The sequence below is a fragment of the Micromonospora parva genome, assembly GCF_040649675.1.
In the GTDB taxonomy this organism is placed as follows: domain Bacteria; phylum Actinomycetota; class Actinomycetes; order Mycobacteriales; family Micromonosporaceae; genus Micromonospora; species Micromonospora parva.
The window spans coordinates 386,588-399,052 of sequence record NZ_JBEZFX010000003.1 but is presented as its reverse complement, the minus strand read 5'-3'; the positions used below and the strand labels follow the sequence as shown (position 1 = coordinate 399,052).

The window sequence follows — 12,465 nt, the reverse complement described above, 5'->3', positions numbered from 1 at the left end:
CGACAATCGGTACGCCCGCCCCGCTGGGGTGGGACGGGCGCACCGCCCCCGTCGGATGCCGTCACCGACAACCCGAAGTGAGTTTGCTGCGCATCACTGTCGATCCGCTCTCAGATCACTCTTGCCTGGCCGGGGCGATCTGTCACCACCGGACTACTCTGCTGGAAGTTGCACCACTGACGCGGGAGAGTAGATGCGGTTCGGGATCCTGGGGCCTCTGCGGGTGGGCGGTGGCGAAGCCACTGTCACCGCGGGACGCGACCGGACCGTCCTCGCCATGCTGCTGTTGCGGGCCGGCCGGCTCGTGCCGGTCGACGAACTCGTCGACGCGGTGTGGGAGGACCACCCGCCGGCCACCGCCCGCGCGCAGTTGCAGACCTGCGTGTCGCGGCTGCGCCGCCGGTTCACCGAACTCGGGCTGGCGCCTGAGCTGATCGTCACCGACCCGGCGGGGTACGGACTGCGTACCGCACCGAACGACCTGGACGCCGAAGTCTTCAACCGGCGCGTGGAGGTGGCCCGTGCCCAGGTCGTCGCCGGCCGGCTGGCCGAGGCGCGTATGGAGTTCCGCGCCGCGCTGGCCCTGTGGCGGGGGCCGACACTCGGTGGCATCGCGAGCCGGAGCGTCCGCCGTCGCGCCCAGACGCTCGACGAGCAACGCCTCACCGCGTTGGAGGAGTGCGTCGACGTCGAACTGCGCCTCGGTCAGGCAGCTGAGCTGATCGAGGAGTTGGCGGAGAGCGTCGACCGGAATCCGTTGCGGGAGCGGCTGCGAGGTCAGCTGATGCTGGCGTTGTCCTCGGTCGGGCGGCAGGCCGACGCACTCGCCGTCTACCGCGAGGGCCGGCGGACGTACGCCGAGGAGTTGGGCATCGAACCGGGTGCCGAGCTGCAGGAGCTGCACCAACGGGTGCTCGCCGGCGACCTGGCCCTGGCCGGTCGGCCGGCCCCACCCGTCGGCCCGGTTCGTTCCCTGCCCCGGGCGATCGGGGACTTCATCGGTCGGCAGGAGACGGTGGCCCGCCTGGTCAAGGAGATCGAGGAGGACGGCATCCGGATCCAGGTGGTCGACGGGATGCCGGGCAGCGGCAAGACCACGCTTGCCGTACACGTCGCCACCGCGCTCGCGGACCGCTATCCCGACGCCCAGCTCTTCATCGACCTGCACGGGCACAGCGAACGCCGACCGTTGACAACGGCAACGGCCGTGGCGGCCCTCCTGCGGCAGCTCGGTGTGCCGGTGGAGCGGGTGCCGGAGAACCTGGACGACCGGTTGGCGCTCTGGCGGATCGAGCTGGCCGGCCGCCGTGCGTTGGTGGTCCTGGACAACGCGGCCAGTGCCGACCAGGTGGCGCCGTTGCTGCCCAACGGCGCGCAGAGCCTGGTCCTCATCACCAGTCGCCGCCGGCTCATCGGGGTCGACGAGGGCCGGCCGTCGTCGTTGCCGGTCCTTGACGCCGACGAGGCGATCGAGCTGCTCGGTCGGGTGGCCGGGATGGAGCGGATCGCCGCCGAGCCGGAGGCGGCGGCCGAGGTGGCGCGTCGCTGCGGCCACCTGCCGCTCGCTATCCGGCTGGCTGGCGCGCGGTTGGCGCACCGGCCGCGCTGGCGGGTCGCCGACCTCGCCGAGCGGCTGGTCGCCGGGGCGGGCCCGCTGGCCGAGCTGACCGCCGGGCAGCGCTCGGTGGGGCAGGCGTTCGCACTGTCGTACGCGCAGGTCTCACCGTCGGCGCAGCGGCTGTTTCCGCTGCTCGGCCTGTACCCGACGGGGCGCTTCGACAGTCGGGTGGCCGCCGCCCTCGTCGACCTGCCCCTCGCCGACACCCAGGAGCAGTTGGACGAGTTGGTCGACGCGCATCTGGTGGAGGAGGTGCAGCCGGGTCGGTACCGGTTGCACGATCTGCTCCGCGAGTACGCTCGGCTGCTGCTCGTCGGCCCGGAGCGGCAGACCGAACGCCGCGCCGCCGTGGAGCGGCTGTTGGATCATCACCTGTCGGTCACCTTGGCGATCGCCCGGACGGTCGAGGCGGCGGGCAGTCGTCGCAACATTCCCGAGCGCACGCCCGGTCGGCCGGACCTGTTGGCTGTCCCGGTGGCCGAGGGGCGGGCGTGGTTCGAGGAGAACCATGTCGCGCTCACCGCCCTGGTCCGGAAGGCGGAGGAGGAGAACTTCCCGGTTCAGTGCTGGCAGCTGGCCCGGGCCTGCTGGCGGCTCAACTTCGACGGCGGGCACCTCGACGAGCTGATCGAGACCCACACTATCGGGCTTCGGGTGACCGAGCGGCTGGGCGACGAGGCGGCCTACGCCACCATGCTGAACTACCTCTCGTCGGCGTACTTCCGGTTGGCCCGCTTCCCGGAGGCGATCAGCGCGATGGAGGTGGCACTGACAGTGCGCCGCCGGCTCGGGCTCCGTGACGACACGCTCAGCACGCTGTGGAACCTCGGCGTCTCCTACGCCGCGAACGGTGACCACCGGCTGGGTAAGGCGAAGTTCGACGAGGCGCTCGACATGATCCGCGGCTTGGTCGACGTCCATGCGCTGACCAATCTGTTGAACAACGTGTCCTACGCGTTTATCGCCTGGGGCCGGTACGACGAGTCGCTACGCCTGGCCCGGCTGCACCTCCTGGCGGCCCGGCAGGCGAAGGACCGCCGGCAGACCGACAACGCGTTGGGGCACCTCGCCATGATCCGGCACCGGATGGGTGACCTGGGCCCCGCCCGTCGCCTGCTGCGGACGGCGTTGTACCTCAAGCGCCGGGCCAGCAACCGATTCGGTGAGGGGGAGGTGCTCAACGAGATCGGTGTGATGGAACGTGTCGCCGGCGATCCGGAGCGTGCCGCAGCCCTGCACCGGGAGGCGCTGGTGGCGATGGTGGACGCCGGCGACCGAATCGGTCAGTGTGCTTCCCGGAACCTGCTGGCCCGGGCGATGTTGGAGCAGGGTGACGCGGTCAGCGCGCTCGACCTGCACCGCCGGGTGCTCGCCGACGCCAGCCGGCTCGCTGCCCGCTACGAGAAGGCCCGGGCGTTGGAGGGCATCGCCCGGTGCGTGCTGACCACGGATCCGACGGCGGCCCGCGCGCACCTGGAGCAGGCGCTGGTGTTGTTCCGGGAGGTCGAGTCGCCGGACCGGCACGAGGCGGAGCGGCTGCTCACCGAGTTGGGCTGACGGATCATCTGCGAGTCGGCCACGGGCGCGGCAGGATGGTACGCGTGACGACTCCAGAGGCGACCGGTTACCGCATCGAACGTGACTCGATGGGCGAGGTGGAGGTGCCCGCCGAGGCACTGTGGCGTGCGCAGACCCAGCGGGCGGTGCAAAACTTCCCGATCTCCGGCCGGGGAATCGAGCCGGCCCAGATCAAGGCCCTCGCCCAGATCAAGGGCGCGGCGGCCGAGGTCAACGGCGAGCTGGGTGTGATCGACGCCAACGTGGCCGCCGCCATCGCCGCCGCCGCGGCGCACGTGGCCGACGGTGGTTACGACGACCAGTTCCCGGTGGACGTGTTCCAGACCGGCTCGGGCACGTCGTCGAACATGAACACCAACGAGGTGATCGCCACCCTGGCGAGTCGTGAGCTGGGCTCGCCGGTGCACCCGAACGACCACGTCAACGCCTCCCAGTCGAGCAACGACGTCTTCCCGTCCTCCATCCACCTGGCGGCCACCCAGTTCATCGTGGAGGACCTGCTGCCGTCGCTGGGGCATCTGGCGGCCACCTTGGAAACCAAGGCGGCGGAGTTCGAGACGGTGGTCAAGGCGGGGCGTACGCACCTGATGGACGCCACGCCGGTGACCCTCGGCCAGGAGTTCGGCGGGTACGCCGCGCAGGTCCGCTACGGGATGGAACGGCTGGAGGGCGCCCTGCCCCGGCTCGCCGAGCTGCCGCTTGGTGGCACCGCCGTGGGCACCGGAATCAACACCCCGCTCGGCTTCGCCGCCGCCGTGATCGACAAACTGCGTGAGTCGACCGGGTTGCCGCTGTCCGAGGCGCGTAACCACTTCGAGGCGCAGGGCGCGCGCGACGCGCTGGTGGAGACCTCGGGGCAACTGCGGACCATCGCCGTGGGCCTCTACAAGATCGCCAACGACATCCGCTGGATGGGTTCCGGCCCTCGCGCCGGTCTGCGTGAGCTGCGCATCCCCGACCTCCAGCCCGGTTCGTCGATCATGCCGGGCAAGGTCAACCCGGTGGTCGCCGAGGCGATGCGGCAGGTCTGCGCCCAGGTGATCGGCAACGACGCGACGGTCGGGTTCGCCGGTTCGCAGGGCGACTTCGAGCTGAACGTGATGCTCCCGGTGATGGGCCGCAACCTGTTGGAGTCGATCCGGCTGCTCTCCGCGGTGAGCCGGCTCTTCGCCGACCGGTTGGTGGCCGGCCTGGTCGCGGACGCCGAGGTCTGCCTGGCGTACGCCGAGGGCTCACCGTCGATCGTGACCCCGCTCAACCGCTACCTGGGGTACGACGAGGCCGCGTCGATCGCCAAGGAGGCGTTGGCGAAGCAGATCTCGATCCGCGAGGTGGTGATCTCCCGGGGGCACGTCGACTCCGGCAAGCTCACCGACACCCAGCTCGACGAGACGTTGGACCTGCTTCGGATGACCCACCCCTGACCCACCCCTCACCCACCCCTGAGCCGGCCCGCTCAGCGCAGGTTTTGTGGCCTCGCCCAGCCGACGAAGCGGGTGAAGAGCGCCGCGGGGTCCGGCCCATCGTGCGGGTTGAGCCGGTACAGGTCGGCGACCGCCTCGTGCAGGACCGCGCACAGGTAGACGCTCAACCCGACGCAGTCGTGCGCGTACTCCCGGCGGAGGGTGAGCCGGGCGACCGCGCACGGCCAGGGCGCGGCGCAGACGCGGCAGAGCCAGAGCGGACGCAGCGGCAGGTGCGGTCGTCGAGGCGTGGTCGCGCGGTCGTCCGGGTTGGTCCGGGGCATGGTGTTGCGGTCCTTTCGAGCTGACTCGTTTGTGGCATCACCCCCCGACCCGGCGCCCCCGCCCTCGCGCTGGCCTCCGCACCCCGCGCCCCGTGCCCGCGCTCCGCCCCGTGCCCGCGCTCCGCCCCGTGCCCGCGCTCCGCCCCGTGCCCGCGCTCCGCCCCGTGCCCGCGCTCCGTCCCAGGCTCGCTGCTCGCTCGGTGCGCCGGGCTCGCGGGCCGCCTGCGCCCGCGCCCCCGGCGCTCCCGAGGGCGGCGGCGCGTGAAGATCGTGCTTGATCCTGGATGTAGTGCTTTCCGCACGTTGGGACCCCACTACATCCAGGATCGAGCACGATCTTGGGCGGTTGGTCGGCTTGGGTGGGGGTGGGACCGCCCGGCACGGGGGAGCGGGCGGTCCCGTGCGGCGCCGCCGGGCCCCGGGGGACGGGGAGCGGTGCCGCGCTTCACAGTCTGGTGATCGGACGACTACGGTCGGAAGGGTTCGGCCCGCCTGTCGTAGCTGCCCTGTTCCCGGGCCGCGCCGGCTCTGTTGGTCGGCTGGAGTTGATCGTCGGCGGGTTGGAGAGTGGCTGGGCATGGCCGATGGACAGATGACGGCGGCGGCGTTCCTGGTCGCGGAGCTGCGCCGGGCGCGGGTGCGGCGCGGCTGGAGTCAGGATGAGCTGGCGAAGGCGGTCAACTACTCGGCGTCGATGGTCAGCGCCGTCGAGTTGGGTCAGCAGGTGCCCACCGCCAAGTACCTGGAACTCGTCGACCGGGCACTGGAGACCGGCGGCCTGTTCGGCCGCATGTCCACCGAGCTGGTGAGCCTGGACCGGGCGCAGCCCTGGCTGCGGGGCTGGCAGGCGATCCTTGCGCAGGCGCGAGCCCTGCGATGGTTCGACCCGCTGCACGTCCCCGGGCTGCTGCAAACCGAAGGCTATGCACGCGCCATCTTCGAGTCGGACCGACTGCTCGATGCCGACGAGGTCGAGCGTCGGCTGGCGGACCGGATGGACAGCCAGCGGGTCCTCTACGGGGATCGCCCGCCGCATGTGGTCGCGGTGCTTGACGAGTCGGTGCTGAGGCGACGGGTCGGCGGTCGGAAGGTGATGTGCGAGCAAGCTCTGCACCTGGCGCGCTTGTCGACCGAACATCCACGGGTTCAACTCCATGTGGTGCCCCGCTCGGCCGAGGAGTATCCCGGTCTGAACGGGCCCTTCATCCTCGCGACCGTGGCCGACCACAGCGATCTTGCCTATCTCGGCGGCCAGATCGGCGGCCAAGAACTCGACCGGCCTGCGGATCTGTTGCGTCTACAACGGACCTGGGAAGCTACCCTCGGGCAGGCGTTGCCACCGCAGGAGTCGATCGAGTTGCTGAGGGAAGTGGCGGAGTCGTGGAGTTGAGCCGGGCTCGGTGGCGTAAGAGCAGCCGGAGTGGTTCCAACGACCAGTGCGTCGAGGTGGCTACGAATCTGGGGGACGTGGTCGGGGTGCGGGACAGTAAGGACTCGGGCGGACCCGTGCTCGTTGTCGACGCGTACTCCTGGCGGCTCTTCGTGGCCGCGCCCCCGCGCTGACGCGACCGGCTCGCCCGCGACGGCGGGCGAAGGGGCGCGGACCTGGGGTGGCCGGGTAAACGGCTCGACGGTGTCCACGGGGTGGCGGGATGATCCGGGCCATGGGTGACGATCAGGTGGCCGCGCCGGTGGGGACCGAGCGGCTGCGGTTGCGGCGGCTGACCATGGATGACGTGGGCCTGCTGGTCGAGTTGGACAGCGACCCCGAGGTGATGCGGTTTCTCACCGGTGGCGTCGCGACTCCGCTGGCCACCGTGCGGGACGAGCAGTTGCCGAGGTTGCTGGCCCAGTACGACAGGCATCCTGGGCTGGGTCGGTGGGCGGCGCACGATCGGGAGTCCGGGGAGTTTCTCGGTTGGTTCGCGTTGGACCCGTCGGAGGACGGCACCGAGGCCGAGTTGGGCTACCGGTTGCGCCGCGCGACGTGGGGGCGAGGGCTGGCCACCGAAGGGTCGCGGGCGCTGGTGCGGCACGCCTTCGACACTGTCGGGGTGCGTCGGGTCTGGGCCGAGACGATGACTGTCAACGAACGCTCCCGGCGGGTGATGGTGAAGGCCGGGCTGCACTACGTGCGGACCTTCCACCTCCAGTGGGACGACCCGATTCCGGGCACCGAGCAGGGCGAGGTGGAGTACGAGGTGCGGGCCGAGGAATGGGCGACAGCCGGTCAGGAACGGCCGGCGGCCCGTCGGGCTCGGTAGGCGGTCACTGCGGCGCGATTGCCGCAGCCGGCCTCGCAGAACCGCCGGGACCGGTTGCGGGACAGGTCGACGACCACGTTGTCGCAGTCCGGGTACTCGCAGATCCGCAGCCGGCTCAGCTCGCCGCTACGGACCAGGTCGGCCATCGCCATGGCGGCCTCCACCGCGATCCGGGTGGCCAGCGGCGCGTCGCGGGGCACCGCGTGCAGGTGGTACGGCTCGTCGTCGTGCTCGATGAGCTGCGGTAGCGCCTTGTGTTCCAGCAGCAGGCCGTTGACCACCGCGACGATCTCGGCTGGCTCGGCGTGCCAGATGCGGCGCAGTCGGGGCCGCAGATCCCGGACGGCCCGCAACTCGGCGTCGGTGCGTTCGTGCCGGCCGCTGTAGGAGTAGCGGACGAAGAACGCGTCCAGGGCCGCGACGTCCGGCAGCAACTCACCGTCTCGACCTGCGGTGTTGACCAGCGCCGCGGCGGCGATCAACGAACACTCGGTGTCATGAGCGAATAGCATCTTGACTCCTGTCACGGCTTCCGCTTAGCGTCATCAGCACAAGGATAGTTTGCTCATGACGCCACGCCGATTGCGAGGAGCGCGACATGCACTCACGACCTGCTGCCGGCGTCGGGTTGGCGCTGCTCTCCGCTGTCACCTTCGCCACCTCCGGCACCTTCGCGCGGTCGCTCATCGAGGCCGGCTGGTCAGCCGAGTCCGCGGTGATCGCCCGGGTCGGCGTGGCCGCCCTGGTGCTGGCGATCCCCGCCCTGCTGTCGCTGCGCGGCAGGTGGCACGTGCTGCGGAGCAACGCCGCGGCCATCGGGTTGTTCGGGCTCCTCGGGGTGGCACTGGCCCAGGTGTGCTTCTTCAACGCCGTGCGGTACCTCCCGGTCGGTGTCGCGCTGCTGCTGGAATACCTCGGCATCATCCTCGTGGTGGTCTGGATGTGGCTGCGACACGGGCAGCCACCCCGCCGGCTCACCATCGCCGGGTCGATGGCCGCCCTGGCCGGGCTGGCATTCGTGCTCGACCTCGCCGGCACCGCCGACTTCCACCCGGTGGGCGTGCTCTGGGGCCTCGGCGCGGCATTCGGCCTGGCGGGCTACTTCGTGCTCGCCGGCCGGGTCGACCCCCGACTGCCCTCGGTCGCCCTGGCCAGCGGAGGAATGGCCGTCGGCGCCGCCGTGCTGCTCCTCATCGGGCTGACCGGCCTGCTGCCGCTGCACGCCACCTTCGGCGAGGTCACCTTCGCCGGGCAAGCCACCAGCTGGTTGGTGCCGATCGCCGGGCTCTCGCTGGTCGCCGCCGTCATCGCGTACCTCGCCGGCATCGCCGGCACCCGGATCCTCGGCCCGCGACTGTCGTCGTTCGTCGGGCTGACCGAGGTGCTCTTCGCGGTGCTGATCGCCTGGCTCTTCCTGAACGAGCTGCCCACGGGGTGGCAGCTGTTCGGCGGTGCGCTGATCGTCGCCGGCGTCGCCCTGGTCCGCCTCGACGAGCTGCGGTCGCCCCCGACTGCCGCACCCGCACCGGTCACGAGCGAACCCGAGCTGGCGCTCGACGGTCGGTGAGAGAGTGGCGTCGTGCTGACGACTGTGGTGTTCGACGCTGACGAGACGCTGCTGGATTTGCGCCCCGCCGTGACCGGCGGGCTGGTGGCCGTCCTCGACGAGATGCGGCGGCGCACCCCGGCGGCGGCCGGCGTGACGCTCGCCGAGCTGGAGTCCGACTGGGGTGCGGTCTTCGGCGAGCTGACGGCCGCCCCGGTGATGGAGATCCGGCGTGCCGCGCTGGCCCGGTCGCTGACCCGCGCCGCGCTGGCCGACCACCTGGACGAGTTCGCGGATCTCTTCTTCGCCCGCCGGTTCGCCCTCACCCGACCGTTCCCGGACGTGACACCGGCGCTGGCCACGCTGCGCCGCCGCTACACACTGGGCTTCGCCACCAACGGCAACAGCCGCGCCGAACGATGTGGGCTCACCGGCGAGTTCGCCTTCGAGCTGTACGCGCACGAGAACGGCCTGCCCAAGAAGCCGGCCCCGGAGTTCTACGCAGCGGTGGTCGCGGCGGCCGGTGTGCCCGCCGGGCAGATCGTGTACGTCGGTGACTCCTGGGAGCACGACGTGGTGGGGCCCCGGCGGTTCGGCCTGCGATCGGTGTGGCTGAACCGGCTTGGTCTGTCCCGCCCACCCGGTGGACCGCCGGACGCCGAGGTGTCGACGATCGCCGACCTGCCGGCCGCACTCGCAGGTCTGGCCGTCGAGTCGGACAGCGCCGACACTCTCCCGGCTGCGCGTGTCGACGTGGCCGGTGTCGATGCTCTTGGTGGGCGTGCGTAGGCGGAGAAATTCACGACCATAACGGGCGTTCAGCTGGCGTAATCCGACCCGGTGTTGTGTGATGGCTGCCACGTCCCTCAACGAGAGGATCCGATGTGGTGAGCAAGCGCTTCACCGCCCGTACGGTCGCGACAGCGGCAGTACTGGCACTTACGGCTACGGGGTTGGGTGTGCCGGCCAACGCCGCGTCGAGCGACTCCCGCGCCTTCACCGTCGTCGCCGAGGATGGCGTCGCCGCCGACACCGCCATCGCCGCTATCAAGGCGGCTGGCGGCACTGTGGTGTCGCGGTCCGACGAGGTCGGCATGTTCCAGGTCAGCAGCGACCGGGCCGACTTCGCGGCCAGGGCGACCGCCGCGCCGACGCTGATCGGTGCCGCCGAGCAGAAGGCCATCGGCCGCAAGCCGAAGCTGGACCGCGTCGAGCAGGAGCACCTGCTGGCCGGTGCCGGTGCTCGCGCCGGTGCTGGTGCCAAGAAGGGCGCCAAGCTCGATCCGCTCGACGACAAGCTGTGGGGCCTGGAGATGATCCGGGCCGACAAGGCCCGCAAGATCGAGCCGGGCGACCGTCGGGTGACCGTCGGCGTACTGGACACCGGCCTCGACGCCAGCAACCCGGACATCGCGCCGAACTTCAACTGGTCGCTGTCGCGCAACTTCGCGCCCGACCTGACCGATGTGGACGGCCCCTGCGAGGTGCCGAGCTGCCTCGACCCGGTCGGCACCGACGACGGCGGGCACGGCACCCACGTGGCCGGCACCATCGGCGCCGCCGCCAACGGCTTCGGCCTCTCCGGCGTCGCCCCGAACGTCTCGCTGGTCGAGCTCAAGGGCGGCCAGGACTCCGGCTACTTCTTCCTCGACCCGGTGGTCAACGCGCTGATCCACGCCGGCCGGTCCGGGATCGACGTGGTCAACATGTCGTTCTACGTCGACCCGTGGCTCTACAACTGCACCGCCAACCCGGCCGACTCGCCCGAGGACCAGGCGGAGCAGCGGGCCATCATCAAGGCGATGAAGCGGGCGCTGATCTTCGCGCACGACAAGGGCGTCACCCTCGTCGGCGCGCTCGGCAACAACAACGAGGACCTGGGCGCACCGCGTACCGACGTCACGAGCCCCGACTACGGCGCTGACCCGTACCCCCGGCCGATCGACAACGAGAGCTGCTGGGACCTGCCCACCGAAGGCCCGCACGTGATCGGTGTGTCGTCGGTTGGCCCGTCCGGCAAGAAGTCGGACTTCTCCAACTACGGCACCGAGCAGATCTCCGTCGCCGCGCCGGGCGGTTGGTTCCGGGACGGCTTCGGCACCGACACCTTCCGTACCGACGCCAACATGATCCTGTCGACGTACCCGAAGCACGTGCTTCAGGAGGAGGGGTCGGTCGACGCCGACGGCAACATCGTCGCCGGATTCGAAAACTCGGTCTTCAAGCAGTGCAAGGCCAACGGTGAGTGCGGCTACTACACGTACCTCCAGGGCACCTCGATGGCGTCCCCGCACGCCGCCGGCGTCGCCGCGCTGATCGTCAGCCGGCACGGCAAGGCGCAGGGTCGGACCGGCTTCGGGATGTCGCCGGACCAGGTCGAACAGCACCTCTACCGCACGGCCGCCGAGCACGCCTGCCCGGAGCCGCGCCTGCAGCAGTACCGCAACGAAGGCCGGGACGAGACCTACGACGCGTACTGCGCGGGCGGGGTCAACTTCAACGGCTTCTACGGCTACGGGATCGTCGATGCCTACGCGGCGGTGAAGACCCCGCTCAAGCCGAACGCGCGCCCGTAGCGCACATCGCACTGCCAGGTGGCCCAACCGCCACCACGCCCCGGGGCCCGGTCGACGCTTGTCGACCGGGCCCTGTGGTGTCCGGGCCTGGTCCGTCGTCCCGGGCCTGGTCCGTCGTCCCGGGCCTGGTCTGTCGTCCCGGGGCTGGTCTGTCGTCTCGGGGCTGGTCCGTCGTCCCGGGCCTGGTCTGTCGTCTCGGCGTGGGGCGTCGTCCCGGGCTCGCCTGCCGGGGGGCGCCTACCTGGCCTCGGTCATGATCGACTCGGTTTTCTTGAAGGCGCGGTGTCGGAGCCTGAGGGAGGGCGCGGTTTCCGGAAACCCGAGATGATCCTGGTCATCTGGATGATGCCGGTCGCCATCCGCGGCTGACCAGCGCGTCGCGCACCTCTCGGAGGACCGCCGGAAAATCGCCGTACAGCCGTCGACTGGTCACGTGCAGGACCAGCCAACCCGCGGCGACCAGCTGATTGAGTCGGCGGCGGTCGCGGTGCAACTGCTCCGCGTCGGAATGCCACGTCCCGTCGTACTCGACCGCCACCCGATACTGCGGCCAGGCCAGATCGGGGTGCAGGACAACCCCGACGGGCAGACGTATCGGATGTTGAACCGCCGGACGCGGTAGCCCGCCCAGCACCAGCCGCACGCGAAGGTGCGACTCCGGCGGAGACTCGGCTCCACCGTCGGCCAGGTCGAAGACCCAGCGTGCCCGTCGTCCACCGGGCCGATCGGCATTGCGGGCAGCGATGGCGTCCAAGGTGTCGCGCCCGGTCAGACCCTGCCCGAGCAACGAGTCGACGATGGCGACCGCCCGGACGGGGTCGAGCCAGACAGCCGTCTCCCAGGCGGCCCGCCCGGGGTCGGACCGGGGGATCGGCAGATCGCGCTCGCTGGACCTGAGCGGGCTGGCCGCCGACCACCCATCGCCCGCGCTCGCCGTCATGACACCCCCTGCGCGGGCGGACACTGCGGCCTGGCGGGACAGCAGCGGTGCTGGCCGTGGCGACATTCGGCCGACAGGTGGTCGCCCTGCTCCCGTCGGTCGCGTCACATCACGTGGACGTCCAGCGCCCGACGGACGCCCCGCATCTGGCGGTTGCCCCGCGCCTGACGGTCGCCCCGGGTCGGGCGTTGGCCCC

11 protein-coding genes are annotated in these 12,465 nt (G+C 71.0%); 8 read left to right on the top strand and 3 right to left on the bottom strand.

Annotated features, from left to right (window positions below; genetic code table 11):
• Positions 1 to 193: 193 nt before the first annotated feature.
• Together AB0C03_RS10365 and AB0C03_RS10360 are read left to right on the top strand one after the other, a co-directional pair.
• On the top strand, positions 194 to 3,175 hold the full coding sequence (locus AB0C03_RS10365; RefSeq protein WP_357635961.1) for an AfsR/SARP family transcriptional regulator: 2,982 nt from the start codon (positions 194 to 196) through the stop codon (positions 3,173 to 3,175).
• A 35-nt stretch (positions 3,176 to 3,210) separates the two neighbouring features.
• Complete coding sequence (locus AB0C03_RS10360; RefSeq protein ID WP_210859516.1) at positions 3,211 to 4,620, top strand: class II fumarate hydratase; 1,410 nt, start codon at positions 3,211 to 3,213, stop codon at positions 4,618 to 4,620.
• Between the two features lie 32 nt (positions 4,621 to 4,652).
• Here AB0C03_RS10360 and AB0C03_RS10355 read toward each other — a convergent pair whose 3' ends face one another.
• Complete coding sequence (locus AB0C03_RS10355; protein WP_030327868.1) at positions 4,653 to 4,943, bottom strand: hypothetical protein; 291 nt, start codon at positions 4,941 to 4,943, stop codon at positions 4,653 to 4,655.
• Positions 4,944 to 5,520: 577 nt separating this feature from the next.
• Between AB0C03_RS10355 and AB0C03_RS10350 the strand changes: the two genes are divergently transcribed.
• The 3 genes from AB0C03_RS10350 to AB0C03_RS10340 all read left to right on the top strand — a co-directional run bounded on the left by AB0C03_RS10350 (position 5,521) and on the right by AB0C03_RS10340 (position 7,207).
• Positions 5,521 to 6,333, top strand: coding sequence for a helix-turn-helix domain-containing protein (locus tag AB0C03_RS10350; RefSeq protein WP_030327867.1), 813 nt, complete (start codon positions 5,521 to 5,523; stop codon positions 6,331 to 6,333).
• Positions 6,324 to 6,506, top strand: coding sequence for a DUF397 domain-containing protein (locus AB0C03_RS10345; protein WP_030327866.1), 183 nt, complete (start codon positions 6,324 to 6,326; stop codon positions 6,504 to 6,506). The genes AB0C03_RS10350 and AB0C03_RS10345 overlap by 10 nt, the downstream gene beginning before the upstream one ends.
• Positions 6,507 to 6,607: 101 nt before the next feature.
• A complete protein-coding gene (locus AB0C03_RS10340; RefSeq protein WP_030327865.1) occupies positions 6,608 to 7,207 on the top strand; it encodes a GNAT family N-acetyltransferase in 600 nt (199 codons plus the stop codon).
• On the opposite strand, the gene AB0C03_RS10335 is transcribed toward AB0C03_RS10340, so the two are convergent.
• On the bottom strand, positions 7,174 to 7,719 hold the full coding sequence (locus AB0C03_RS10335) for a CGNR zinc finger domain-containing protein (protein WP_357635954.1): 546 nt from the start codon (positions 7,717 to 7,719) through the stop codon (positions 7,174 to 7,176). The two genes, AB0C03_RS10340 and AB0C03_RS10335, sit on opposite strands and share 34 nt — an antisense overlap.
• Before the next feature lie 86 nt (positions 7,720 to 7,805).
• On the opposite strand from AB0C03_RS10335, the gene AB0C03_RS10330 reads away from it, so the two are divergent.
• The 3 genes from AB0C03_RS10330 (at position 7,806) to AB0C03_RS10320 (ending at position 11,329) form a co-directional block, all read left to right on the top strand.
• Positions 7,806 to 8,774 carry an EamA family transporter gene (locus AB0C03_RS10330; protein ID WP_210859522.1) on the top strand — a complete coding sequence of 323 codons (969 nt, stop codon included), beginning with the start codon at positions 7,806 to 7,808 and terminating at the stop codon, positions 8,772 to 8,774.
• A gap of 12 nt (positions 8,775 to 8,786) precedes the next feature.
• The gene (locus AB0C03_RS10325) at positions 8,787 to 9,542 is read left to right on the top strand and encodes an HAD family hydrolase (RefSeq protein WP_210864845.1); all 756 of its coding nucleotides are present in this window, start codon (positions 8,787 to 8,789) and stop codon (positions 9,540 to 9,542) included.
• Between the two features lie 98 nt (positions 9,543 to 9,640).
• On the top strand, positions 9,641 to 11,329 hold the full coding sequence (locus AB0C03_RS10320) for a S8 family serine peptidase (RefSeq protein ID WP_357635949.1): 1,689 nt from the start codon (positions 9,641 to 9,643) through the stop codon (positions 11,327 to 11,329).
• A gap of 334 nt (positions 11,330 to 11,663) precedes the next feature.
• On the opposite strand, the gene AB0C03_RS10315 is transcribed toward AB0C03_RS10320, so the two are convergent.
• Positions 11,664 to 12,269 carry an endonuclease domain-containing protein gene (locus tag AB0C03_RS10315; protein ID WP_247680199.1) on the bottom strand — a complete coding sequence of 202 codons (606 nt, stop codon included), beginning with the start codon at positions 12,267 to 12,269 and terminating at the stop codon, positions 11,664 to 11,666.
• Between the last annotated feature and the right edge of the window lie 196 nt (positions 12,270 to 12,465).

Bases quoted from the DNA above. Each gene is read 5' to 3' on its own strand.
- AB0C03_RS10365 (WP_357635961.1), top strand. From the start codon at position 194: ATGCGGTTCGGGATCCTGGGGCCTCTGCGGGTGGGCGGTGGCGAAGCC.
- AB0C03_RS10360 (WP_210859516.1), top strand. From the start codon at position 3,211: ATGGTACGCGTGACGACTCCAGAGGCGACCGGTTACCGCATCGAACGT.
- AB0C03_RS10355 (WP_030327868.1), bottom strand. From the start codon at position 4,943: ATGCCCCGGACCAACCCGGACGACCGCGCGACCACGCCTCGACGACCG.
- AB0C03_RS10350 (WP_030327867.1), top strand. From the start codon at position 5,521: ATGGCCGATGGACAGATGACGGCGGCGGCGTTCCTGGTCGCGGAGCTG.
- AB0C03_RS10340 (WP_030327865.1), top strand. From the start codon at position 6,608: ATGGGTGACGATCAGGTGGCCGCGCCGGTGGGGACCGAGCGGCTGCGG.
- AB0C03_RS10335 (WP_357635954.1), bottom strand. From the start codon at position 7,719: ATGCTATTCGCTCATGACACCGAGTGTTCGTTGATCGCCGCCGCGGCG.
- AB0C03_RS10330 (WP_210859522.1), top strand. From the start codon at position 7,806: ATGCACTCACGACCTGCTGCCGGCGTCGGGTTGGCGCTGCTCTCCGCT.
- AB0C03_RS10315 (WP_247680199.1), bottom strand. From the start codon at position 12,269: ATGACGGCGAGCGCGGGCGATGGGTGGTCGGCGGCCAGCCCGCTCAGG.